Origin of the sequence: Pseudomonas sp. ATCC PTA-122608 (assembly GCF_001952855.1) — a bacterium.
GTDB lineage: Bacteria > Pseudomonadota > Gammaproteobacteria > Pseudomonadales > Pseudomonadaceae > Aquipseudomonas.
In genome coordinates, this window is the sequence record NZ_LPNO01000001.1 from 277,920 (window position 1) to 303,071 (window position 25,152).

Below are 25,152 nucleotides of genomic sequence, written 5' to 3' on the forward strand. Positions count from 1 at the left end.
CTGCTTTGGTGGTAACTGAAATTGCTTCCCGCGATCGCCTGCAACCGTCCCTGCTGGACCGGTTGACCGACGATGACCCGACCAATCCCAAGGAAAGCGCCGACAAACGCGTGCTGTCCCTGAGCCAATTGAAAGCCTCGGTGCTGCGTGACCTGACGTGGCTGCTCAACACCACTTCACTGCTCAACGCCGATGCCACGCTGCACACGCCGGCCGGTACGTCGGTGGTCAATTACGGGCTGCCTGCCCTGGCGGGCAACAGTGTCTCCAGTGTCGACGTCAGTGCCCTGGAAGCCTTGATTCGACAAGCTATCGCCACCTTCGAGCCGCGTATCCTGCGTCATACCCTGCGGGTCAAGGCGCGCGTCGGCCATGGCGAGATGAACCATAACGCCCTGAGTTTCGAGATCGAGGGCGACCTGTGGGCGCAGCCGGTGCCATTGCGCTTGTTGCTGCAAACCGACCTGGACCTGGAATCCGGCCATGTGCGTATGGTCAACGCCGACCAGCGGAGACGCCCATGAACCCGCGCCTGCTGGAGCTGTACAACCAGGAACTGCACCACGTGCGCGAAAGCGCCGCCGAGTTCGCCAAGGAATACCCGAAGATCGCCAGTCGGCTGACCCTGTCCGGCATGGACTGCGCCGACCCGTACGTCGAGCGTTTGCTCGAAGGCTTTGCGTATCTCACGGCCCGGGTCCAGCTCAAACTCGACGCCGAGTACCCGACCTTCACCAACAACCTGCTGGAGATCGCCTACCCGCACTACCTGGCGCCGACCCCGTCGATGACCGTGGTGCAGTTGCAGGCCGATCCCGATGAAGGCTCCCTGGCCAGTGGTTTTCCACTGCCCCGCGACACCGTTTTGCGCGCCGCCTTGGGCCGCGAAACCCAGACCTGCTGCGAGTACCGCACCGCGCACCCGGTGACACTGTGGCCGTTGCAGGTCGCCCAGGCCGAGTACTTCGGCAACCCGTCCACGGTACTCGGGCGTTTGGCCGCCAGCGAACCCAAGGCCAAGGCCGGCCTTCGCCTGACCTTGCGTACCGGCGCCGAGCTGCCGTTCAACAGCCTCGCCCTGGATAATTTGCCGCTGTACCTCAGCGGTGCCGACGAACAACCGTTCCGCCTCTACGAACAACTGCTGGGCAATGCCTGTGCGGTGTTCGCGCGCAAGCCCGGCGGTGATTGGGTGGAACGCCTGCCGCCGGATGCCTTGCGCTCCCGGGGTTTCGACGACGCCGATGCGGCAATGCCGGTGGTGCCTCGGGCATTCCAGGGCTATCGCTTGCTCCAGGAGTACTTCGCCCTGCCCCACCGTTTTCTATTCGTTGAATTCGCTGAGCTGAGCCGCGCCGTCAAGCGCTGTGACGGCCAGGAGCTGGAGCTGATCGTGCTGTTCGACCGCCACGATCCGAGCCTGGAAGGCAGCATCGGCAAGGCGCAATTCGTGCCGTTCTGCACCCCGGCGATCAACCTGTTTCCCAAGCGCGTGGACCGGATCCACTTGTCCGAGCGGGTCAACGAACACCATGTGATCGCCGACCGCACGCGGCCGATGGATTTCGAGATTCACTCCTTGAGTGGCATCACGGGCCACGGCACCGGACCGGAGCAACCGTTCTTGCCGTTCTACGCAGTACGCGATCCGTCGCGCTATGGCCGTGACCAGGCTTACTACACGGTGCGCCGCGAACCCCGCGTGTTGTCCAGCGACCAGCGCCGCAACGGGCCGCGCTCCACCTATGTGGGCAGCGAAACCTTCGTCAGCCTGGTGGACACCCAGCAAGCGCCGTACCGCCATGACCTGCGCCAACTGGGCGTTACCGCGCTGTGCACCAACCGCGATTTGCCGTTGTTCATGAGTGTGGGCAACGGCAAGACCGACTTCACCCTGGCCGACAGTGCGCCGGTCTTGGCCGTGCGTTGCGTCGCCGGGCCAAGCCGCCCGCGCGCCAGCCATGCCCATGACGCCAAGGCCTGGCGCCTGATCAGCCAGTTGTCGTTGAACTACCTGTCGCTGAGCGAGCAAGGCCAGGGCGCCGCCGCGCTGCGTGAACTGCTGCGCCTGTATGGCGACAGCAACGACGCCGCCCTGCAATTGCAGATCGAAGGCCTGCGGGAAGTCAGCAGCAAAGCGGTGACCCGCCGCCTGCCGATGCCCGGCCCGATCGTGTTTGGCCGGGGCCTTGAGATCACCCTGGAATTTGATGAAAACGCGTTCCGCGGCACCGGCGTGTTCCTGCTCGGTGCGGTGTTTGAACGGTTCCTGGCACGCTATGTGTCGATCAACAGTTTTACCGAGACGGTGATCCGTACCACCGAACGCGGCGAGATCATGCGATGGAAAGCCAAGCCCGGACGCCGTCCGACCCTGTGAGTACCCTGGATGCTATGCATCAGGAGCCCTGGGAATATGACTTCTTCCAGGCGCTGCGTCGTATCGAGTGCGAATCGCCGGACCTGCCACGCCTGGGACATTCCCTGCGCCTGGCGGATGACCCGTTGCGTCTCGGGCAGCAGGCCGATTGCACCTTTGCACCGGCCACATTGGCCTCGGTCGAACCTGGGGCTGAAGGCCAGCCGGCACGGCTGGAGCAGTTCTTCTTCGGCCTCGGCGGCCCCAACGGCCCGCTGCCGCTGCACATCACCGAGTACGTGCGTGAGCGCCAGCGCAACAACGCCGACAGCACCAGCAAGCGCTTTCTGGATGTGTTCCACCACCGCCTGCTGACTCTGTTTTATCGCGCATGGGCCGAGGCACGGCCGACCGTCAGCCATGACCGTCCGGACGATGACTACTGGTCGGCGCGCCTCGCGGCACTGAGTGGTCGCGGTACACCGAGCCTGCTCAACCAAGGCCTGATCCCCGACACGGCGAAGCTGCATTACAGCGGCCACCTGTCGGCGCAAACCCGCTACCCGGATGGCCTGAAAGCGATTCTCGGCGAGTACTTCGGCCTGCCGGTGGAGATCGAAGAATACGTCGGCCAATGGCTGGAACTGCCCGAGCGCAGCCGCGTGAGTGTCAGCGCCAACCAGCTGGGCGTGGACTTTTGCCTGGGCAGCCACGTGTGGGACCGCCAGCACAAATTCCGTATCCGCCTCGGCCCCCTGAAGCTCGATGACTACATGGGCATGCTGCCTGGCAGCCAGCCGTTCAACGAGCTGGTGGCGTGGGTCGCGGAGTACCTGGGCCATGAACTGGACTGGGACCTGAACCTGATCCTGCAACAACCGCAAGTGCCGGCCCTGCAACTCAATGGCCAGTTCCGTCTCGGTTTCAACACCTGGCTCGGCCAACCCGAGCATGACGCCAACGACCTAATCCTGGCCCGGCATTACGCCGAACACGCCAACACCTCAAGGAATCCAGAGCATGGGTGAAATCAGTCGCGCCGCACTGTTCGGCAAACTCAACAGCGTGGCCTACAAGGCCATCGAAGCCGCCACCGTGTTCTGCAAGCTGCGGGGCAACCCGTATGTGGAACTGGCCCACTGGTTTCACCAGTTGCTGCAGCTGCAGGACTCGGACCTGCACCGCATCATCCGGCAGTTCAACGTCGAGCCGGCGCGCCTGGCCCGTGACCTGACCGAAGCCCTGGACCGCCTGCCCCGTGGTTCGACGTCGATCACCGACCTGTCGTCCCATGTGGAAGAAGCGGTCGAGCGTGGCTGGGTCTACGGCAGCCTGATGTTTGGCGAAACCCAGGTGCGCACCGGCTACCTGGTGCTGGGGATCCTCAAGACGCCAAGCCTGCGCCATGCGCTGCTGGGGTTGTCTGGAGAGTTCGACAAGATCAAGGCCGAAGCCCTGAGCGAACGCTTTGACGAGTACGTCGGCGACTCGCCCGAAAATGCACTGAGTGCCAGCGACGGTTTCAATGCCGGCGCCGTACCCGGCGAAGCCAGCGGCGCCATGGCCCCGAGCGCGATGGGCAAGCAGGAAGCCCTCAAGCGCTTCACCGTCGACCTGTCCGAACAAGCCCGTAGCGGCAAGCTCGACCCGATCGTCGGGCGTGACGAAGAGATCCGCCAACTGGTGGACATCCTAATGCGTCGCCGCCAGAACAACCCGATCCTTACCGGTGAAGCCGGCGTCGGCAAGACCGCCGTGGTCGAAGGCTTCGCCCTGCGCATCGTCGCCGGCGACGTGCCGCCAGCGCTGAAAGATGTGGAACTGCGCAGCCTGGATGTGGGCCTGCTGCAAGCCGGCGCCAGCATGAAAGGCGAGTTCGAACAGCGCCTGCGCCAGGTCATCGAAGACGTGCAGGCCTCGCCGAAACCGATCATCCTGTTTATCGACGAAGCCCACACCCTGGTAGGTGCCGGTGGCGCCGCCGGGACCGGTGACGCGGCCAACCTGCTTAAACCCGCCCTCGCCCGTGGCACCTTGCGTACCGTGGCCGCCACCACCTGGGCCGAGTACAAGAAGCACATCGAAAAAGACCCGGCCCTGACCCGCCGCTTCCAGGTGGTACAAGTGGCCGAGCCGTCGGAAGACAAGGCGCTGCTGATGATGCGCGGCGTGGCCTCGACCATGGAAAAACACCATCAGGTGCAGATCCTCGATGAAGCCTTGGAAGCGTCAGTGAAGCTGTCCCACCGCTACATTCCGGCGCGTCAATTGCCGGACAAATCCGTGAGCCTGCTGGACACCGCCTGCGCCCGCGTCGCCATCAGCCTGCACGCGGTGCCGGCGGAAGTCGACGACAGCCGCCGTCGAATCGAGGCACTGGAAACCGAGCTGCAAATCATCGCCCGCGAGCATGCGATCGGCATCGCCATCGGTGCGCGCCAGACCAACAGCGAAGCGCTGCTGGGTGCCGAACGCGAGCGCCTGGCCACCCTGGAAACCCGCTGGGCCGGAGAGAAAACCCTGGTGGATGAGTTGCTCGCCACCCGTGCGACGTTGCGTGAAAAAGCCGGTGTGGTTGACAGTGATGCGGGTAATAACGAGAGCGACGAGCTGCGTGCGCAACTGGTCGACCTGCAACAGCGCCTCTCCACACTGCAAGGCGAAACCCCGCTGATCCTGCCGACCGTGGATTACCAGGCGGTGGCCTCAGTGGTCGCCGACTGGACCGGCATCCCGGTGGGCCGCATGGCCCGCAACGAACTGGAGACGGTGCTCAACCTCGACCAGCACCTGAAGAAGCGCATCATCGGCCAGGACCACGCCTTGCAGATGATCGCCAAGCGCATCCAGACCTCCCGCGCCGGCCTCGACAACCCAAGCAAGCCGATTGGCGTGTTCATGCTCGCCGGCACCTCCGGCGTGGGCAAGACCGAAACCGCCCTGGCCCTGGCCGAAGCCATGTACGGCGGTGAGCAGAACGTCATCACCATCAACATGAGCGAGTTCCAGGAAGCCCACACCGTGTCGACCCTCAAGGGCGCGCCACCGGGCTACATCGGCTATGGCGAAGGCGGGGTGCTGACCGAAGCCGTGCGGCGCAAACCCTACAGCGTGGTGCTGCTGGACGAGGTGGAAAAAGCCCACCCGGACGTGCACGAGATCTTCTTCCAGGTATTCGACAAGGGCGTGATGGAGGACGGCGAAGGCCGGGTGATCGACTTCAAGAACACCTTGATCCTGCTGACCACCAACGCCGGTACCGAGCTGATTTCCCGGGTCTGCAAAGACCCGGCGAACATCCCAGAGCCCGAGGAAATCGCCAAGGCCCTGCGCCAACCGTTGCTGGAGATTTTCCCGCCGGCGCTGCTCGGCCGCCTGGTGACCATTCCGTACTACCCGCTGAGCGACGAGATGCTGAAAGCGATCACCCGCCTGCAACTCAACCGCATCAAGAAGCGCGTGGAGAACACCCACAAAGTCGCCTTCGATTACGACGACGAAGTCGTCGACCTGATCGTGTCCCGCTGCACCGAAACCGAAAGCGGCGGGCGGATGATCGACACCATCCTGACCAACAGCCTGCTGCCGGACATGAGCCGCGAATTCCTCACCCGCATGCTCGAAGGCAAGGCGCTGGCGGGAGTGCGGATCAGCACGCGGGATAACGAATTGCACTACGACTTCAGCGACGCGGATTGAACTGACGAAATGCAATCCAAATGTGGGAGCGGGCTTGCTCGCGAATGCGGTGGATCAGTTGATGCATCCGGTGACTGATTCACCGCGTTCGCGAGCAAGCCCGCTCCCACAGTTGGAGCCGGTTCCTACAGTTATTACGCAATTTACGGGTTAACCGATGTTATTCAACCAATCGTCACGCCTGGCCAAGATCACCAGTCCCCTGGGGCCGGATGTGCTGCTGCTCAATGAAATGGGCGGCGGTGAAGAGTTGGGTCGGCTGTTCAATTTTGAACTGCAGTTGACCTCGCTGGACGCCAACATCGACCTCAACCAGTTGCTGGGCAAGCCGATGAGCCTGAACCTGCAACTGGCGGACGGTGGCGAGCGGCACTTCCACGGCATCGTCGCCCGCTGCAGCCAGAACATCGACCAGGGCCAGTTCGCCAGCTATCAGGTGACTTTGCGCCCGTGGCTGTGGCTGCTGAGCCGCACCTCCGACTGCCGGATTTTCCAGAACCTGAGCATCCCGCAGATCATCAAGCAGGTGTTCCGCGACCTGGGTTTTTCCGACTTCGAAGACGCCTTGAGCCGGCCGTACCGCGAGTGGGAATACTGCGTGCAGTACCGCGAGACCAGCTTCGATTTCGTCAGCCGCTTGATGGAACAGGAAGGCATCTACTACTTCTTCCGCCACGAGCAGGACCGCCACGTGCTGGTGCTGGCCGATGCCTACGGTGCCCACGCCAACGTGCCCGGCTACGCCTCGGTGCCTTACTACCCCAAGGACGAGCAGCAGCGCGAACGCGACCATATGCACAACTGGCACTTGGCGCAGGAAGTGCAGCCCGGCTCCCTTGAGCTCAACGACTACGACTTCCAGCGCCCCAGCGCCAGCATCGACGTACGCTCGGCCATGCCGCGCCCGCACACCGCCGGCGATTACCCGCTGTACGACTACCCCGGCACCTACGTCAAAAGCGAAGACGGCGAACACTACGCACGCACCCGCATCGAAGCCCTGCAAACCCTGCACGAACAAGTGGAGTTCAGCGGCAACGCACGGGGCCTGGGTTCCGGCCACCTGTTCAGCCTCACCGGCTTCAGCCGCCGCGACCAGAACCGCGAATACCTGATCGTCGGCGCCCGCTACTACATCTCCCAGGAAAGCCTCGAAAGCGGCGGTGGCGCAGCCTCGGCCCAGTTCGAAAGCACCCTGACCTGCATCGACGCGCAACAGAGTTTCCGCCCGCTGGCCAACACCTACCGGCCCATCGTCAAAGGCCCGCAAACGGCGCTGGTGGTGGGCCCCAAAGGCGAAGAAATCTGGACCGACCAATATGGCCGGGTCAAGGTGCATTTCTATTGGGACCGTCACGACCAGTCCAACGAAAACAGCTCGTGCTGGATTCGTGTATCGCAGTCATGGGCCGGGAAAAACTGGGGCTCCATGCAGATTCCACGGATTGGTCAGGAAGTGATTGTGAGCTTTCTCGAGGGTGATCCGGACCGGCCGATCATTACCGGCCGCGTGTACAACGCCGAGCAGACGGTGCCTTACGACTTGCCGGAAAACGCCACCCAAAGCGGGATGAAGAGCCGCTCCAGCAAAGGCGGCACGCCGGCCAACTTCAATGAAATCCGCATGGAGGACAAGAAGGGGTTGGAGCAGTTGTACATCCATGCCGAGCGTAACCAGGACATCGTGGTTGAGGTGGATGAAAGTCATTCGGTGGGGCATGACCGGAACAAGAGTATTGGGCATAACGAGACGGTGACGATTGGCAGTAACCGCCTGCGGGTTGTGCGCAACAACGACACCGTGATTGTGGGCGGTGCCAAGTCTGACAGTGCCGCCACGACCTACACCATCGAGGCGGGCGACAGTATTCGCCTGGTGTGCGGCGCCAGTGTGATTGAGCTCAAGGCCGGTGGAGACATCAACCTGACCTGTGGCTCGTTCAACCTGTTTTCCACCGGCAGCAGCAAAATCCAGACGAAGGGCAAACTGGATATCAACGTGGGCAGTGACAAGGGCACGGTGCCCGGTGCCCAAGGCGTGCAAAGCACGATCAAGTCCGCCGTCGAATCAAAATTCCCTGGCAAGCCCGGCGCTGGTCAATAACGAGATTTCTCCACCATGAATTACCTGATCAACGAAGCCCAATTCACCCTGCCCGATGCAGAGGTGCAGGACACCTCGATCAACATTCTCAAGTTCGCCAAGCTGGGCACCACGCTGGTGGTCAGCCGCAGCCCGTTGGCAGATGGCGAGACCTTACACAGCAACTTCGAGGGCCAGCTTAAAAAACTTGAGCAGCAAGTCAAAGACCTTCGTTATTCGCCGGCGCAAGCCGTCAAGGTGGGGCCAGCGCAGGACATCGACGCCTTTGAGGTGCAGAACCGTTTCAACAAAGGCAGTGACAATATTTACCAATATCAGCTGGCGATGCAGATACCCGGCACACGCCGCTTGATTGCCCTGAGCTACGTTAAGACCCAGCCCCTGGGGCCTGCCGAAGCGGCACATTGGGCAACGCTCAAGAACACGCTTAACTTCGTCGCCACGCCCTGAGTAGAGTCTGAACAATGAGTGAAGACCTCTGGGCTGCCCGCGAAGGCGACGCGCTGCTGCACACCTCGGTGATGGCCGATATTCTCGGCGGCGTGCTGGAAGTGGCGGCCTATGCCGCACTCACTACCGTGGGCTGCCTGGCCGTTGCAGGGGCGGTTTTCCTCGCGACCGGTGCGACCATCGCCACAGGCGGCGTTGCATTGGTTTTGGTAGTGGGGGCAGTCGTTGGGATCACCGCAGGGCTCACAGGGGCCGACCTGAAAATATCCAGTTGGTGCGAGTCCGCCGCCAACTGGGTTTTCCCGCCGGTGATCGATGCCTTCATCACCAGCGGTTCGGACAACGTCTTCATCAATGGCAAAAAAGCTGCCCGCGCCGCTGGCAAGATGACTGCTGTTCCGGTCGCACCCAGCGAACCGCCAGCCCCCAGCTTCCTGGACATGGCCGGGGAGTTTTTCTCACAGATGTGGCGCCCGACCGTCGCCTCCCCCGCCCCTGGCACCGAGCCTTGCCCGCTGGACACTGTGGCGTGCAACAAGCACCCGCCCATGCCCCTGCAATTCATTGCCGAGGGGTCCAGCTCGGTGTTCATCAACGGGCAGCCTGCGGCACGCAGTGGCGATCGCAGTACGTGCGACGCCAAGATTGGTACAGCCCCGGGCCTGATCTCGCCGGATGTGCGCATCGGTGGCGGGACCATCGTGGTGCAAGAGATTCGTAGCGGCAAGACGCCGGGCGTGGGTTTGGCGATTGCGGTGGTGATGGCGTTGCGGGGCAACCTGAAATGTTTCTGGACCAAGCTGCCGTGCCTGGTTGGTGGCTTGGTGGTGGGCGGTGCCATTTCTTATGCAACCAGCAAGGTTACCTCTGCGCTCAAGAGCGCCATGAATGGCTCGCCCAATCCGGTTCACAGCGCGACCGGGGCCAAGGTCCTGGGTGGGGACGAGGAGCTGGATTTCGTGCTGCCGGGTTTGCTCCCGATAGATTGGCAGCGTTTCTACAGCAGCCTCGACACACGCCAGGACGGTCTCTTCGGCGCGGGCTGGAGCGTTGCGTATGAAGTGTCGATCGAGATAGATGCAGACGAAAACCTGCTCTACATCGATGAGCAAGGGCGCCGCCTGGAGATCGGCTACATCCCCTTGTCCGGCGGAGCATTCGACCCGGGCGAAGGCCTTGCGGTCAGGCGCAGTGCCGACGGCGCGGTATTGATCGAGAGCATCGACGGCCTGTATCGCCTGTTCGAGCCCGACCCACTGAACAGCGCGCGGATGCGTCTGCAGCTGCTGGGTGATCGCAATGAAGGGCGGATCGTTCTCGACTACGACACTCAGGGGCGGCTGTATCGCCTGCGCGACACCCATGACTTGATGCACGTCGAGCTGAGCTACTCGACCGAATATCCACGGCGCGTGAGCCACATCGAACGGCGTTACCTGCGCCAGGACCATTTCGATGCGCGCAGCGACGTGCTCGTCAGCTACCGCTATGACAGCAACGGCGACCTGGCTGAAGTGTTGGACGTGCAAGGTACCACCCTTCGACGCTTTGCTTATGACAATGGCCGGCGAATGGTCGAACACCAGTTGCCGAGTGGCCTGCGCTGCTTCTATCAATGGAGTGCAGTGACCGGACCCCACGGTGACGAGTGGCGCGTGAGCCGCCACTGGACAGATGCAGGCGATGAATACACCTTCGACTACGATCTCGACGCAGGCATTACCCGCGTGACCGATGGCCTGATGCGCGTCAGCACACGAGAGTGGAACCCGCAGTACCAGATCACTCGCTACGTCGACAACCTGGGCCATACGTGGCAGTTCGAGTGGAGCGAAGATCGCCAGCTGCTCGGCGCGATTGACCCGCAAAACGGTCAGTGGCGCTTCAATTACGATGAGTCCGGCAACCTGAGCGCGGTGATCGACCCGCTGTCCAGAACCAGCGGCACGCAGTGGCTCGCGCACTGGGCATTGCCCCAAGTAGAGACCGACCTTGCGGGCAACAGTTGGCATTACCGCTACGATCAGCGAGGCAACTGCATCGAGGAAATCGACCCGCTGGGCAATAGCACGCGCTATGTCTACGACGGGTTCGGTCAACCGGTGCGCATCATCGATGCCACGGAAAAAACCAAAACGCTGCATTGGAACGAATGGAGCCAACTGGTCGAAGCGGTGGATTGCTCGGGTTATCCCACCCGTTATCAATACGACGCCTTCGGCAATCTGGTGGTGCAGACCAATGCGGAAGGTGAGTCGGTTCGCTACCGGTACGGTCCTCAGGGGCTATTGCTGGAATGCCAGCTCCCGGATGGCCGCGTGGAACAGTTCCAACGCAGCGCCAGCGGTTACCTGACGGCCCATGTCGACCCGGCCGGCAGCACCACGCGCTATGCCTATGACCTGCGTGGCCTGGTCAAACAACGCTGGGATGCGCACAACCGCACGGTCATGTTCGACCATGACGCCTATGGCCGATTGCGCAGGCTGACCAATGAGAACGGCGAAAGCTATCGCTTTGAGTGGGATGCATGCGACCGCATGGTGCGGCAGCAAGACCTCGACCAGAGTCAGCGCTGCTACACCTATGATCCGCTGGATGATGTTGTCGCCGTGGACTTCCTGCCGGGGACGGAAGGCGAGCCGGTAGCGCCGTTGTCACACCAATTTCAGCGAGATCCGGTTGGACGTCTGGTGAGCAAAGTGACAGCGGACGGTTCCACCGTTTATGAACATGATCTGAACGACCAACTGGTCGGCGTCACGTTCACCGCGCTTGACGGTCAGCAGCAGCGACTGGGTTTCAGCTACGACGCGCTGGGGCAACTGCTGCAGGAGCAAAGCACAGCGGGCTCCTTGCAGCATCACTACGACGAATTGGGGAACCTGATTCAGACCCAGTTGCCCGACGGTCGATGGCTGAACCGCCTCTACTACGGCAGCGGTCACCTGCATCAGTTGAATCTCGATGGGAAGGTCATCAGCGACTTTGAGCGTGATCGTCTGCATCGCGAAGTGCAGCGCACTCAAGGTCAACTCAGAACGAACACCGCGTATGACCGCAGTGGCAGGGTTCGCTCGCGCCAGCGTCGCAGTATTGACCAACCGTGGCAGTTGCCGCCGTTGGTTGAAACTGACTACAGCTACGATCCCAGCGATAACCTGATCGGGCGTCGGCGTGTTGACCGTGTTCATGATCGTCAAGAGCAGTTCGGTTACGACAGTACCGAACGTATTCTCGCAAGCCACCAGGTAGGCCAGACCGAGACCTTTGCTTATGACGCGGCAGCCAACCTGCTCGACGGCCCACGACAGGGTGGCTTGGTAAGGCATAACAGGCTGCTCACCTACCAAGATAAACGCTATAAATACGATGCTTTTGGTCGAATGATTGAAAAGCGTAGTGCTGCTCGAGGGTTGCAGCGGTTTGCCTACGACGCAGAAAACCGACTGGTTGAAGTGCACAACGAAAACGGCAATGTGGTCAGGATGACCTACGACCCATTGGGCCGTCGCACTGAAAAAACAGAGCATGACAACGATGGCTATCCACTGGGCGTAACGCGCTTCACCTGGGACGGATTACGCCTGCTGCAGGAACATAAACACAGTCAAACCAGCCTCTATATTTATGAGGAAGAGGGTTACGAACCCCTTGCGCGGGTCGACGGTATCGGGCCGCTGCAAAAAATCCGCTACTACCACAACGACCTCAGTGGCTTGCCGGAGCAGCTAACCGACGGCGATGGCCATGATGTTTGGCGCGCGACTTATCGGGTGTGGGGTAACACGCTGAGGGAAGAGCGCGAGCCTTCCTATATCGAAGACCAGAATTTGCGGTTTCAGGGGCAATACCTAGATCGGGAGATCGGGCTGCACTACAACACGTTTCGGTTTTATGACCCTGACATAGGTCGCTTTACGACACCCGACCCGATTGATTTGAAAGGTGGGCTCAACCTTTATCAGTACGCCCCCAACCCATTCACCTGGATCGATCCTTTTGGCTGGGCATGTGGTCACCATGGGCATCACTCCGATCCCAAATTCATGGGTGGTAAACATAACCAAAAACTGACTAGGCTCACCGACTCTGATCACAAACAGCTTCACCGTGACATGAATGATTTCTTGGTCGGGAAAACAAAAATTATCAATGGGAGTCCTGTACATATGCGGCCCCAACGAGGTAACAGCGGAGCCAAAATTCAAGCAAACTTCACCAGGACTGAAAGGCTCCAAGCGCTTGCTGACTTCTACAAAGGAAAAGGGGCACAATACAAAGATGCTGTTATCGACTTCTTCACACAACACCCGGGACTAAAGTAGTGACTAAATTCCTAACCATTGCCTACGACTTAAGTGCCATAAATAATCATGCCTATTTTTTTGAGGGGGCACCTGAAAATATATTTTGTAAAACCTGCGGTTGCTGTATCGACCCCGGCTACCTCCCTGCTGAGCTTAAAACATCTAACAAAGCTGATATTGGCGCAACGTATGATCGACGCTTCATCGCGTCACTGCGATTCAAGGAATATATTGAAAGCTTAAAGCTGGATGTTGACTTCTCATTGATCAATGAAAAAAAACAGCTCTTTCTCATCCAGCCAAAACATGTCATCAGCTATAGTGCTCAACAGCAGGAAAACCTCTGCAGTACCTGTCATCAGTACTTTGACTGTGTGGCCCCTCTCCCAATCTTTTATCAGGAAACTGGCAAACCACTTGAGTATGGGATGTTTTTCACAAGTATTGGCTTTGGTAGCGGCAAGGAAAAGAGCCCTTCCATTATTCTCGGTATCGAAACGGCACTTGAGATTAAAAGCGCGATAAAATCATTAAAATTGAGAGGAGCCGACATCAGTAAAATTATTTCGCCTCAAAATTAATGATTATAACGGTATAGGTTTATTTAGATTAACGGCCATAAGATAAATTAGCCTCCTTACTCGCCCGAAGCGAACACTGCAATGAGTCTGAATATACTTATCCTACAAGAAAGTGACGAGGCTACCCTGAATGAGGGCATTCGTATCCGCCATCTGGGCCACCACATCACGCAGATATTCATGACACTGTCGCTCAAGGTAAACATTAACGGCAGTAGTAAAATCGTTGTTTCTTTAGGCCCCCGCGGCGACGAAGACTTGTTTGATAATGTGCTGGGCGTGACAAACATATTCATAGAAGACTTCGACTTTAAACATTTTTTATCCTTAGATCGTCTCAGCCAAGACAAAAAAATGTTAGAGACATTACGAAGTGCGCTCATTGATATTGCCACAAAAAAAGGAAACAACGAGACCACTGTTGAAATCATAAACTCTACTGCTGACGGCGTCCTAGACGCGCATTTTCAGCTGGAAACCCCCTATTAAAAAATTAGCAAAAAAACAGTAAAGACAAAAAGCACAGAATCACTATTTTCAGGCTCTTGAACGCAGAAATCGGAGAAAGCTGGTATTGCGATGTACAGGGGCCAACAAAAAACAAAACTTGGATGCATGAGATTCCAAGTTTCATTGATCGAAGTGATTTTTTCAAAAATGCAGAACTTCATGAAAACAGTTACAAGGTCAAAAATCGTTTAGGCAATGTCGCTTTTGAGCTGACGATTTGATTATGAATTACAAAGCAGAGTTAATAAAGCGGAGCTCGCAGAGCTTAAAAAGGAAGTGCTAGACCCCACATCCGCTCTTAACAAAATTTTGAGGATGGTTGATTAATGAACTATTTCAAGCTCAATCCAAATGTCAGCAGTGAGAAATGGGATGGTTACGTCAATCTTGGAGAGCTCATTTACAAGGGCGAAGAGGTCGATGACATAGCGCTTTCCAATAGCCGAGCACCGTGCAATTTGAAACCGTTGCATTATGAAATTCTTGTCGACGGTATAACCGCCCCGGTCAACACAATCGGAGCCGACTTCTTCGTATTCGATGAGTCTATTAAAGGGCTGGATAACCTGGCGACCGAGCGTGTGCAATATTTGCGCATCACCCACGAAAGCCAAAAAGTACGTTACCGACTCTTGCATGCCTACAATTATGTCGACTGCGTCGATTGGGCCTTATCCAAATACGAAGCTTGGCCCGAAGATCACGTGGCCAAGGAATGGCAAAATCCAAGAGGACGTTTTTTTTCGAACCGGTACTGATCGCCGAAAAAATCCCTGAGAGTGCTGAGGTCTTTCGTTTGGTGGGCTGGGGAGGAGCGTTCAATATCATCATTGGAGAAGCGTACAAAGAGAAATTGCTAGAGTTAGATTTCGATCACTCTTTTTTGGAGTTCCATCCCATCATCCTCATGTAATTGGAGAATTATCATAGGATCTAAGGCGAGGGTTCAAGCGCAATGTCCAAGCACGCTCTAAGAGATCGGACATGAACCAGCTGACTGACTGTCACGTTTTCCGGGGCGCGGAGATGGCTGTTGCTGAAAAGAAATCCGCCTCGATTGAGGCTGACGGCGCGGAGGATTTCGCCCGCCAGCTTTACGAAGACGAAGACCATTTACCCTTAGGATTGGGGCAATGGTTATGAGGAATATTATGGTGAGTGACAAAATTCCATCAAAAGTACTGTCCGGCGTTTCGCAGGAAGGACTCGTTTTGCCTAAAAAAACGCGTTTTGAAAACGAGCTTATCAGTGGTTGCAAATTAAAAAACGCAAAACTCTGCGATCCGATTTTTGACCAATGCATTTTGGAAAATTGCGACTTTGAGAAAGCTGACTTTTCCGGCTCGCGATTCTTCAATAAAACATCCTTGACCGATTGCTCGTTCAAAACTACAAGTTTTCAAGGATCAGGTTTCAGCAATAGCAAATTTGAGAACTGCACGTTTGTGAAGTGCGACTTTCGAGAAGCGTCCTTGAAGGATTGCACTTTTGCCAACTGCACATTCTCTCAGTGCAAAATTATTGATAATTCATTTAATGTAAAAAATATATCCACCATTAAATTCGCTGGAAAACTCCAGGAAGTTAATTTCATATCAGATCAACCCAGCACGCCACTTTCTGCTGACTTTGAACTTTGCAAACTTGATTATGTAACCTTTGAAAACTGCAACCTGGAAAATATAATCCCACCCGCCGAGGCCAAACACATTTTCTTCAAAGATGTGGCAGTTCGTGCGAAAAAAGCACTCACTATCATATCTGCAGAACCTGAAAGCCAGATCAATAAGATATTGAAGCGACGACTATTAAAACTTACAACTCAACGCGGAGCTGTCTTCAATATTGAAAACCTCGAAGATTATGAGGGCGAGGAATTCACCTCACGATTTATTTCACTTCTTCAAGATGCTTAAATTATAAAAGGGAAAGATTTGTTTAGATTAAATGACCATTAGATAAATTGAATAATCCGCCCCCTTAACCCTGATATGAGGAAGCGATATGAAATTGGTCTCAATTCGTGATGTTCTTTCTTCACCAGAGAACAATCCGCAAGGATGGTTCTATTTACCTCCAGATGCCGCGCAGTGGAGCGCTGAGACCTTAGGTGTATTTTCACTCGATAGTTCGGATTTCCCGCCTGACTCCGACGACTATTTGCCGAAACAGGCGAAAGAGGACGGTTGGATTGCAACGCTGGAAACCTCAGCAATCGAGGACGTAGTCGACAATGCAAAAGATCAGCTGCCAACAGTAAGTGTTGCAGACCTATTCAAAGCGTTTGTTTTCTATTTCGAGAATGACGCGTTTATCGAGTACTAAGCCGGTCTCATTAACCGGACGCAACGTTCAAAAAGCCACAAAAAATGGGCACCCGACCCAGTCGGCGTGCCCATTTTTTATCCCGCGCTCACACTCGCATGTGCGTAGCGCAGGCTTCTTTACTTACGGATTGACGCTGTCTTTAAGCGACTTGCCTGGCTTGAACGCAACGGTGTTGCTCGCCTTGATTTTCACCGGCTCGCCGGTTTGCGGGTTTTTGCCGGTGCGGGCGCCGCGGTGGCGCTGCAGGAAGGTGCCGAAGCCGACCAGGGTGACGCTGTCCTTGCGATGCAGCGCGCCGGTGATTTCTTCGAGTACGGCGTTGAGTACGCGGTTGGCCTGTTCTTTGGTCAGGTCTGCTTTTTCAGCAATAGCGGCTGCGAGTTCTGGTTTACGCATAAGTGAAGCCTCTTTGACGGTTTTTTGTTGTTATGTCCGTGCTGCTCTCTTTCGGAGCAGCGCCCAAGGCGCCGCAGGCTCTACTCTGCGGCAGACGGGAGTGAGGATGGCATGCCATCGGGGCCTGCGCCAGTCTCACGGCGACCTTTCTGTGGGCAAAATGATGCTTATTCCGACAGAACGACCAGCATTTACGCCAGCAGCGGCGGAAGTTCTTTGTTAAGGGCCAGTTTTTCCATCACGGCTGTGCCGGTCAGGGCGTAACCCAGCAGGCGGCCACTGGCGTCGCGGCACAGGGCCTTGATGTCGCCGCCCTGCCCTTCGACGCTCCACACACCTTCGGTGCCCCGTGGCGGTGGCGAGACGACCAGCGGGCAGATCGGGGTTTTTACTGTGACGGGCATCGGGCCGTAGCTGACAGCGGTCGCGTTGCCCGCCAGCGTCTGCGCCAGGGCGCGGGCGCAACTCATCAGGGGCATTACGTACAGCAGGTTCAGGCCATCTACCTCGGCGCAGTCGCCCAGGGCGTAGATGTTGGCGTGGGAGGTCTTGAGGTGGCGGTCGACCATGATCCCACGGTTGATCTGCAAGCCGGCGGCGGCGGCCAGATCGACACGGGGGCGCAGGCCGATGGCAGACACCACCAGGTCGCACTGGATCACTTCGCCATCAGACAGGTGGGCTTCCAGGCCGTCAGCGTTGCGCTGCAGGCGATTGAGCACCGGGCCCAGGTGGAAACGCGCCCCCAGGCCTTCGAGGCCGGCCTGCACCGCTGCGGCGGCTGCCGGGTGCAGCAGGGTCGGCATGACTTGCTCGCACGGCGCCACCAGGTCGATCTCGTAGCCGCCAAGGATCAAGTCGTTGGCGAACTCGCAACCGATCAGCCCGGCGCCCAGCAGCAGCACCCGACGTTTACCGGCCGCCGCCGCACGGAAGCGCGCGTAATCTTCGAGGTCGTTGATCGGGAAAATCAGGTCAGCGGCGTCACCCTGTACCGGCACCCGCACGGTTTCTGCGCCCCAGGCCAGGATCAGGTCGCGGTAGATCACCGCTTCCTCGCCGATCCACAAACGCTTGTGACCCGGGTCGATGCCGCTGATGCGGGTGTGGGTGCGCACTTCGGCCTTGAGTTGCTCGGCCATGGCGCCCGGTTCAGCCATGCTCAGGCCGTCGGCTTCCTTGTTCTTGCCAAAGCCGGTGGAGAGCATGGGCTTGGAGTAAGAGCGCCCGTCATCTGCGGTGATCAGCAACAGCGGGGTTTCGCTATCGAGCTTGCGAAACTCCCGAGCCAGGTTGTAACCGGCCAAACCCGTGCCGACGATCACGACAGGTGCGTTCATTCCTTTCTCCTTGTAGTACGTTTCTTGGATTGCTTCTTAAGTCAGCCGATTTCGATCATTTCGAAATCCATTTTGCCCACGCCGCAGTCCGGGCACAGCCAGTCTTCGGGGACGTCCTGCCACAGGGTGCCCGGCGCGATACCGTCATCCGGCCATCCGTCTGCTTCGTTGTAAATCAGGCCACAGACGACACATTGCCACTTCTTCATTACTTGCTTCCTCAGGGTCCAGGCGTGTTGGCCGACAGTCGATAGATGAAACCTTGCCGTGCGGCTCAGGGCGTTTTGTACTGATCAGCAGGCGCAGATGCAAGCATGATCGACGCATGGGCCTGGCGCGTCCCGGCAAAAGTCCAGGGCACCATGGTAAGCTCGCCGTCTCATTAACTGCCAATAATGACCCTCCGTGCCGCATTCAAACGCCCTCCCCGATGCTTGCCGATGGCTGACCCAGAGCCTTCTGAGCCCACTGCCCGCGCCGCTGACACTCAACTGGCTGTTCGATGAAGGTTCCCTGACCCGGCGCCTTACATGTCTGTCCAGCGACGGCTTCAGCGTGACGCCGCTGTTCGAAGGCTGGCAACCACTGCGAGACGACGAATGCGCCGCCCTGGACCTGCCCGCCGCCAGCATCGGCTGGGTGCGCGAGGTGTATTTGCGTGGCCATGGCCAGCCGTGGGTGTTTGCCCGCAGCGTGGCGGCCCGCAGCGCCTTGCAAGGCGACGGTTTGCACATGGATGAGTTGGGCAGCCGGTCGCTGGGGGAGTTGTTGTTTTGTGACCACGCCTTCACGCGCCAGGCCATCGAGGTATGCCGCTACCCACGGAAATGGCTGCCCGTGGCGGACCAGGCCGATCACCTGTGGGCCCGCCGCTCGCGTTTTGATCGCGGGCCGCTGAGCGTGCTGGTGGCCGAGATCTTCCTGCCGACCTTGTGGCAAGCCGTGCACGACCACCCGGAGAACTGCTGATGTATCAGCGCCTGCTCAAATCCCTGAATCACTTGAACCCAAGGGCCTGGGACTTCATCCAGTTGACCCGCATGGACAAGCCCATCGGCATTTATCTGCTGCTGTGGCCCACGCTGTGGGCGCTGTGGATTGCCGGCAAGGGTTCGCCATCGCTGCTCAATATCCTGATCTTTGTGCTTGGCGTGGTACTCACCCGGGCCGGCGGTTGCGTGATTAATGACTGGGCCGACCGCAAGGTCGACGGTCACGTGAAACGCACCGAACAGCGGCCGCTGGTGAGCGGCAAGATCAGCTCGAAAGAGGCGCTGGTGTTCTTCGCGGTGCTGATGTTCATCAGTTTCCTGCTGGTGCTGCTGACCAATTCCATGACGATCTGGCTGTCCCTGGGCGGCCTCGCGCTGGCGGCCAGCTATCCATTCATGAAGCGTTACACCTACTACCCGCAGGTGGTATTGGGCGCGGCGTTCTCGTGGGGCATGCCGATGGCGTTCACCGCGGAAACAGGCAGCCTGCCAGCCGCGGCATGGCTGTTGTACATCGCCAACCTGTTGTGGACGGTGGGTTACGACACCTATTACGCCATGACCGATCGCGACGATGACCTGAAAATCGGGGTCAAATCCACCGCCATTCTGTTTGGCGAAGCCGACCGGGTGATCATCCTGAGCTTGCAGGGTCTGGCGCTGGCTTGCCTGTGGCTGGCGGGGATGCGCTTTGAGTTGGGTGGCTGGTTTCACCTGGGCTTACTGGCGGCGGCCGGGTGTTTTGCCTGGGAGTTCTGGTACACCCGGGACAAGGACCGCCTCAAATGCTTCAAGGCGTTTTTGCACAACCACTGGGCCGGGTTGGCGATTTTTGTCGGGATTGTGGCGGACTACGGGTTTCGGTGAAGGGCCACGCCCCTCACCGCTAGCAGGTTGACTCAGGGCTTGGCGACCTTCCAGGCCCCGTCCATTTTGCCGTCACCGGTCATATCGCCGGCCTTCTTGTCCATAATGAAGGTGTAGAGGGGCTTGCCGCTGTAGGCCCATTGGCTTTTCTGGTCGTCACGGGTGATGACGGTCCACTTGCCCATGGGCTTGTCGGTGGATTCGGCCATCAACGGCGGCCAGTTGGTGGCGCACTTGTCATTGCACATGGATTTGCCATCAGCATCCTTGGCAAAGGTGTAGAGGGTCATGCCTTTGTGGTCCACCAGCATCCCGTCCTTGGTCATCGCCGGGTCTGCCGCAAACGCCAGTGTCGGCAGCGTTAACGCGGCCGTTACCAGCAGGGTTTTCCAGGAAAAAGTACTGTGAGTCATGGGAACCTTCCTTTTGTGGTTGTCAGGATTCGGACCCCAAGCGTAGTCCAGAGAGGCGCCGAATGCCCAAGCGACTAAATTACTGTCACACGACTGCAATAATTCCGTTATCTAATGCGGCGCAAGACAGTTAAATGACAAGAGGATTTAGCATGGTTGGCAGGAGCATTCTGATCGTTGACGACGAAGCGCCCATTCGCGAGATGATCGCCGTTGCGTTGGAAATGGCCGGCTATGACTGCCTGGAGGCGGAGAACTCCCAGCAGGCCCATGCCATTATCGTCGACCGCAAGCCGGACCTGATCCTGCTGGACTGGATGCTGCCCGGCACCTCCGGCATCGAATTGGCACGCCGCCTGAAGCGTGACGAGCTGACCGGGGATATCCCGATCATCATGCTCACCGCCAAGGGCGAAGAGGACAACAAGATCCAGGGCCTGGAAGTCGGCGCCGATGACTACATCACCAAGCCCTTTTCCCCACGAGAACTGGTCGCCCGTCTGAAAGCCGTTCTGCGCCGTGCCGGCCCAACCGATGGCGAAGCGCCTATCGAAGTAGACGGCCTGATTCTGGACCCTATCAGCCACCGCGTGACCATCGACGGCAAACCCGCCGAGATGGGCCCCACCGAATACCGCCTGCTGCAATTCTTCATGACCCATCAGGAGCGCGCCTACACCCGCGGCCAACTGCTGGACCAGGTCTGGGGCGGCAATGTGTATGTGGAAGAGCGCACCGTCGACGTGCATATCCGCCGCCTGCGCAAAGCCTTGGGCGACGCTTACGAGAATCTGGTACAAACCGTGCGCGGCACTGGCTACCGGTTTTCCACCAAAGGCTGAGCCAGCCCGAACTGCCCAGACAGCTGAAAGGACGCGTGTTTAAGTGAACCAAAACTGGCATGGCACCCTGATCCGCCACATGCTCCTGCTGATCACCGGCTGCCTGCTGGTGGGCCTGGTCAGCGGCTTTTACGGCTGGAGCCTGGCCGTCGGCATCGGCCTCTATCTTGGCTGGACCCTCAAGCAATTGCTGCGCCTGCACGAGTGGCTGCGCCAGCACAAACCTGATGAAGCACCGCCCGATGGCTACGGCCTGTGGGGCGAGGTGTTCGACAGCATCTACCACCTGCAACGCCGCGACCAACGTGTACGCGGGCGGCTGCAGGCGGTAATTGACCGGGTCCAGGAGTCCACCGCCGCGCTGAAAGACGCCGTGATCATGCTCGACAGCGACGGCAACCTGGAATGGTGGAACCGCGCCGCAGAAACCCTGCTGGGCCTCAAGACGCCCCAGGACAGCGGCCAGCCGGTGACCAACCTGGTGCGCCACCCGCGTTTCAAGGAGTACTTCGAGCAGGACAACTTCGAAGAAGCCCTGGAAATTCCGTCGCCTACCAACGACCGCGTGCGCATCCAGCTGTACCTGACGCGCTACGGCAATAACGAACATTTGATGCTGGTGCGCGATGTCACGCGCATCCATCAGCTGGAACAGATGCGCAAGGACTTCGTCGCCAACGTCTCCCACGAACTGCGCACGCCGCTGACGGTGATTTGCGGTTATCTGGAGACGCTCCTCGATAACGTTGAGGACGTGAACCCGCGCTGGACCCGTGCCCTGCAACAGATGCAGCAGCAAGGCGGGCGCATGCAAACCCTGCTCAATGACCTGCTGTTGCTGGCCAAGCTGGAAGCCACCGATTACCCCTCTGACAACCATCCGGTGCCGGTGCAAAGCCTGCTGCAGACCATCAAGAGCGACGCCCAGGCATTGTCCGGGCAGCGTGAACAGCAGATTACCCTCGAAGCCGACCCGTCGATCCTGCTCAAGGGCAGCGAGGGCGAGTTGCGCAGCGCGTTTTCCAACCTGGTGTTCAACGCCGTCAAATACACCCAGGACAAGGGCAATATCCGCATCCGCTGGTGGGCCGATGACCAGGGCGCACACCTCAGCGTGCAGGACTCCGGAATGGGCATCGACGCCAAACACTTGCCGCGCCTCACCGAACGCTTCTACCGCGTCGACTCCAGCCGCAACTCCAACACCGGCGGCACCGGGCTCGGCCTGGCCATCGTCAAGCATGTGCTGCTGCGCCATCGCGCGCGGCTGGAAATCAGCAGCGTGCTCGGCCATGGCAGTACCTTTACCTGCCATTTCCCGCCGGCCCAGATGACACGCTCACGGGTCATTCATCAGGACGAGTGACCCTCCACCCGGCAGCCGCCACTAGGCAAGCGCCCCGTCAGCCGCTACATTGGCGGACTTGCGCCTGCCTTTCAGGCCCACCTGCTCACCCTTTTTGATTAGACGGAACCCGCAAAACCCCATCATGGACCCTTCCCCTGGCATCACCCTCGCGACACTCTTCGCCGACTTCGGCATGATTCTTTTTGCACTGATCCTGGTACTGCTCAACGGCTTTTTCGTTGCGGCGGAATTTGCCATGGTCAAACTGCGCTCGACCCGGGTCGAGGCCATTGCCCACAAAAACGGCTGGCGCGGGCAGATCCTGCGCACCGTACACAGTCAGCTCGACGCGTATCTGTCGGCCTGCCAGTTGGGTATCACCCTCGCCTCCCTGGGCCTGGGCTGGGTCGGTGAGCCGGCCTTCGCGCACATCCTCGAGCCGTTGCTGGGCGCGATCGGTGTGCAATCGCCGGAAGTGATCAAGGGCGTGTCGTTCTTTGCCGCCTTCTTCGTGATCTCGTACCTGCACATCGTGGTCGGTGAGCTGGCGCCCAAGTCCTGGGCCATTCGCAAGCCTGAGTTGCTGTCGCTGTGGACCGCCGTGCCGCTGTACCTGTTCTACTGGGCCATGTACCCGGCGATCTACCTGCTCAACGCCAGCGCCAACGCCATCCTGCGCATCGCCGGCCAAGGCGAGCCTGGCCCGCACCACGAGCACCATTACAGCCGTGAAGAACTGAAACTGATCCTGCACTCCAGCCGTGGCCAGGACCCGAGCGACCAAGGCATGCGTGTATTGGCTTCCGCCGTGGAAATGGGCGAGCTGGAAGTGGTCGACTGGGCCAACTCCCGGGAAGACCTGGTGACCCTGGACTTCAACGCCCCGCTCAAGGAAATCCTGGCGCTGTTCCGTCGCCACAAGTTCAGCCGTTATCCGGTGTACGACGCGGTGCGCAACGAGTTTGTCGGCTTGCTGCACATCAAGGACCTGCTGCTGGAACTGGCGGCCCTGGACCACATTCCCGAATCGTTCAACCTCGCCGAGCTGACCCGCCCGCTGGAGCGCGTATCGCGCCATATGCCGCTGTCGCAGTTGCTTGAGCAGTTCCGCAAAGGCGGCGCGCACTTCGCCCTGGTGGAAGAAGCCGACGGCAAGATCATCGGCTACCTGACCATGGAAGACGTGCTGGAAGTACTGGTAGGTGACATCCAGGACGAACACCGCAAGGCCGAGCGCGGCATCCTCGCTTACCAGCCGGGCAAGCTCCTGGTGCGTGGCGACACGCCGCTGTTCAAGGTGGAGCGCCTGCTGGGCGTCGACCTGGACCACATCGAGGCCGAAACCCTGGCCGGGCTGATCTACGACACCCTGAAACGGGTGCCGGAAGAGGAAGAAGTGCTGGAAGTCGAAGGCCTGCGGATCATCATCAAGAAGATGAAAGGGCCGAAGATCGTGTTGGCCAAGGTGCTGTTGCTCGACTAGCCGACCCTGTAGGAGCGAGCTTGCTCGCGAAGGACGTTAACGATAACGCTGGGATCCTGACACCCGGCAGCGCCCTCAGGTTTTTCGCGAGCAAGCTCGCTCCTACAAAAGCCTTATCGCGGGCCCAATGCAAAATTGGGCAACGCCTGCACCGGCTGGTTGAATTCATAGGGAATCGACACCAGCCCCAACGCCGTCGTGCGTTGCACCACAAAATGCAGATGCGGCCCGCTGCTGTTGCCGGTATTACCCGACAGCGCCAGCGGGCTGCCCACCGCCACTCGCTGCCCTTCCCTGACGCTGACCGACCCTTGCTTGAGGTGCAGGTACACGCCCTGCGTGCCGTCATCGTGCTGCACCCGCACGAAATTGCCCGATGGATCACTGCCGCGCCCGGATTGGGTGTTCTCGGTTTTCAGCACCAAACCTGCGCGTGCCGCAATGATCGGTGTGCCTTCGGGCATGGCGATGTCCATCGCGTAGCGGCTTTTGAGCTCGGAGTGGCTGAAGGTACCGTTGGGACCTTGGGTGAGACGGAACGGGCCGCCACGCCAGGGCAAGGGATAACGATATGAAGCGGGTTGCGACGGATATACAGGCTTGGGAATCACCCGTTCCTGATACACAAACGCCTGCGCCCCGGGCGTGTACCGGTCGCTGAAGACCACGGCGCCGTCGGCATCGATGGATTTGTAGAGGGTCATGGACATCACCGGCATGACGACGGCGAACAGTCCACAGAACAGCAGTGAGCGCACGAGCATCGGGTTGGCCTGCCAGAGACGACGGGATGGCAGGCTAACAAGGGATCATGACAGTGCTATGTGACCTCAGGCCAGCAGTGGTGTGAAGCAGATATCCACGTCCATATGAGCCGCAGCGGACAGGTTAACCAAGGCATCCAGCGAGAATTTTTCGATCTTGCCGCCCAGAACATCATTGAGGCGCGGCTGACTGATGTGAAGTCGATGGGCTGCGTCCTTCTGGGAAAGCTCCCAGCTGCGAATGGTTTTGCACAGTTCCTGAAGGAGCTTTGAGCGCAAACGCATGTTGGCTGCTTGCTGGGGAGTATCTTCCAGCGCATCCCAAACGCTGCTGAAACGTTCGGTTTGAAACTTTTGGTCTGTCAT

24 protein-coding genes are annotated in these 25,152 nt (G+C 58.8%); 18 read left to right on the plus strand and 6 right to left on the minus strand.

The window, feature by feature from the left end:
* Positions 1 to 8: 8 nt before the first annotated feature.
* The 13 genes from tssE to AU074_RS01425 all read left to right on the plus strand — a co-directional run bounded on the left by tssE (position 9) and on the right by AU074_RS01425 (position 16,338).
* Entirely contained in the window at positions 9 to 524 is a 516-nt protein-coding gene (tssE, locus tag AU074_RS01370) for a type VI secretion system baseplate subunit TssE (protein ID WP_076013356.1), read from the plus strand.
* Entirely contained in the window at positions 521 to 2,380 is a 1,860-nt protein-coding gene (gene tssF, locus AU074_RS01375; protein WP_076013177.1) for a type VI secretion system baseplate subunit TssF, read from the plus strand. The genes tssE and tssF overlap by 4 nt, the downstream gene beginning before the upstream one ends.
* Entirely contained in the window at positions 2,344 to 3,387 is a 1,044-nt protein-coding gene (gene tssG / locus AU074_RS01380) for a type VI secretion system baseplate subunit TssG (RefSeq protein WP_076013178.1), read from the plus strand. The genes tssF and tssG overlap by 37 nt, the downstream gene beginning before the upstream one ends.
* Positions 3,380 to 6,058 (plus strand): type VI secretion system ATPase TssH, encoded by a 2,679-nt coding sequence (gene tssH / locus AU074_RS01385; protein WP_076013179.1) that lies wholly within the window; start codon positions 3,380 to 3,382, stop codon positions 6,056 to 6,058. The genes tssG and tssH overlap by 8 nt, the downstream gene beginning before the upstream one ends.
* 157 nt (positions 6,059 to 6,215) lie before the next feature.
* The gene (locus AU074_RS01390; protein ID WP_076013180.1) at positions 6,216 to 8,162 is read left to right on the plus strand and encodes a type VI secretion system Vgr family protein; all 1,947 of its coding nucleotides are present in this window, start codon (positions 6,216 to 6,218) and stop codon (positions 8,160 to 8,162) included.
* A gap of 15 nt (positions 8,163 to 8,177) precedes the next feature.
* Positions 8,178 to 8,612, plus strand: a complete 435-nt coding sequence (locus AU074_RS01395; protein ID WP_076013181.1) for a DcrB-related protein — start codon at positions 8,178 to 8,180, stop codon at positions 8,610 to 8,612.
* 14 nt (positions 8,613 to 8,626) lie between these two features.
* Positions 8,627 to 12,940 (plus strand): RHS repeat-associated core domain-containing protein, encoded by a 4,314-nt coding sequence (locus AU074_RS01400; RefSeq protein WP_256576774.1) that lies wholly within the window; start codon positions 8,627 to 8,629, stop codon positions 12,938 to 12,940.
* Complete coding sequence (locus AU074_RS01405; protein ID WP_076013182.1) at positions 12,940 to 13,503, plus strand: hypothetical protein; 564 nt, start codon at positions 12,940 to 12,942, stop codon at positions 13,501 to 13,503. The genes AU074_RS01400 and AU074_RS01405 overlap by 1 nt, the downstream gene beginning before the upstream one ends.
* An 81-nt stretch (positions 13,504 to 13,584) precedes the next feature.
* Complete coding sequence (locus AU074_RS34245; protein ID WP_218191614.1) at positions 13,585 to 13,992, plus strand: hypothetical protein; 408 nt, start codon at positions 13,585 to 13,587, stop codon at positions 13,990 to 13,992.
* Between the two features lie 347 nt (positions 13,993 to 14,339).
* Positions 14,340 to 14,771, plus strand: a complete 432-nt coding sequence (locus AU074_RS34310; protein ID WP_256576775.1) for a hypothetical protein — start codon at positions 14,340 to 14,342, stop codon at positions 14,769 to 14,771.
* A 226-nt stretch (positions 14,772 to 14,997) separates the two neighbouring features.
* The gene (locus AU074_RS34000; protein WP_159442620.1) at positions 14,998 to 15,156 is read left to right on the plus strand and encodes a hypothetical protein; all 159 of its coding nucleotides are present in this window, start codon (positions 14,998 to 15,000) and stop codon (positions 15,154 to 15,156) included.
* 11 nt (positions 15,157 to 15,167) lie between these two features.
* Positions 15,168 to 15,929: a pentapeptide repeat-containing protein gene (locus tag AU074_RS01420; RefSeq protein ID WP_173860302.1), complete on the plus strand. Its 762-nt coding sequence runs from the start codon at positions 15,168 to 15,170 to the stop codon at positions 15,927 to 15,929.
* A gap of 88 nt (positions 15,930 to 16,017) precedes the next feature.
* Positions 16,018 to 16,338, plus strand: a complete 321-nt coding sequence (locus tag AU074_RS01425) for a hypothetical protein (RefSeq protein WP_076013183.1) — start codon at positions 16,018 to 16,020, stop codon at positions 16,336 to 16,338.
* A gap of 123 nt (positions 16,339 to 16,461) precedes the next feature.
* Here AU074_RS01425 and AU074_RS01430 read toward each other — a convergent pair whose 3' ends face one another.
* From AU074_RS01430 to AU074_RS01440, 3 genes are all read right to left on the minus strand, one after another.
* Positions 16,462 to 16,737, minus strand: coding sequence for an HU family DNA-binding protein (locus tag AU074_RS01430; protein WP_003213368.1), 276 nt, complete (start codon positions 16,735 to 16,737; stop codon positions 16,462 to 16,464).
* A 191-nt stretch (positions 16,738 to 16,928) separates the two neighbouring features.
* On the minus strand, positions 16,929 to 18,077 hold the full coding sequence (locus tag AU074_RS01435) for an NAD(P)/FAD-dependent oxidoreductase (protein WP_076013184.1): 1,149 nt from the start codon (positions 18,075 to 18,077) through the stop codon (positions 16,929 to 16,931).
* Between the two features lie 41 nt (positions 18,078 to 18,118).
* A complete protein-coding gene (locus tag AU074_RS01440; RefSeq protein WP_032856748.1) occupies positions 18,119 to 18,286 on the minus strand; it encodes a rubredoxin in 168 nt (55 codons plus the stop codon).
* 196 nt (positions 18,287 to 18,482) lie between these two features.
* Here AU074_RS01440 and AU074_RS01445 point away from each other — a divergent pair, with 196 nt between their 5' ends.
* Together AU074_RS01445 and ubiA are read left to right on the plus strand one after the other, a co-directional pair.
* The gene (locus AU074_RS01445; protein ID WP_076013185.1) at positions 18,483 to 19,046 is read left to right on the plus strand and encodes a chorismate lyase; all 564 of its coding nucleotides are present in this window, start codon (positions 18,483 to 18,485) and stop codon (positions 19,044 to 19,046) included.
* Positions 19,046 to 19,936: a 4-hydroxybenzoate octaprenyltransferase gene (gene ubiA / locus AU074_RS01450; protein ID WP_076013186.1), complete on the plus strand. Its 891-nt coding sequence runs from the start codon at positions 19,046 to 19,048 to the stop codon at positions 19,934 to 19,936. Before AU074_RS01445 ends, ubiA begins: the two co-directional genes overlap by 1 nt.
* Positions 19,937 to 19,968: 32 nt before the next feature.
* Here the strand turns inward: ubiA and AU074_RS01455 are convergent, their stop codons facing one another.
* Positions 19,969 to 20,349 (minus strand): hypothetical protein, encoded by a 381-nt coding sequence (locus AU074_RS01455; protein WP_076013187.1) that lies wholly within the window; start codon positions 20,347 to 20,349, stop codon positions 19,969 to 19,971.
* A gap of 152 nt (positions 20,350 to 20,501) precedes the next feature.
* Between AU074_RS01455 and phoB the strand changes: the two genes are divergently transcribed.
* From phoB to AU074_RS01470, 3 genes are all read left to right on the plus strand, one after another.
* Entirely contained in the window at positions 20,502 to 21,191 is a 690-nt protein-coding gene (gene phoB, locus AU074_RS01460) for a phosphate regulon transcriptional regulator PhoB (RefSeq protein WP_003195617.1), read from the plus strand.
* 43 nt (positions 21,192 to 21,234) lie between these two features.
* Positions 21,235 to 22,557: a phosphate regulon sensor histidine kinase PhoR gene (gene phoR / locus AU074_RS01465; RefSeq protein ID WP_076013188.1), complete on the plus strand. Its 1,323-nt coding sequence runs from the start codon at positions 21,235 to 21,237 to the stop codon at positions 22,555 to 22,557.
* Between the two features lie 124 nt (positions 22,558 to 22,681).
* Positions 22,682 to 24,022, plus strand: coding sequence for a hemolysin family protein (locus AU074_RS01470; RefSeq protein WP_076013189.1), 1,341 nt, complete (start codon positions 22,682 to 22,684; stop codon positions 24,020 to 24,022).
* Positions 24,023 to 24,135: 113 nt separating this feature from the next.
* On the opposite strand, the gene AU074_RS01475 is transcribed toward AU074_RS01470, so the two are convergent.
* Positions 24,136 to 24,786: a M23 family metallopeptidase gene (locus AU074_RS01475; RefSeq protein ID WP_076013190.1), complete on the minus strand. Its 651-nt coding sequence runs from the start codon at positions 24,784 to 24,786 to the stop codon at positions 24,136 to 24,138.
* 66 nt (positions 24,787 to 24,852) lie between these two features.
* Entirely contained in the window at positions 24,853 to 25,152 is a 300-nt protein-coding gene (locus AU074_RS01480; RefSeq protein ID WP_076013191.1) for a helix-turn-helix domain-containing protein, read from the minus strand.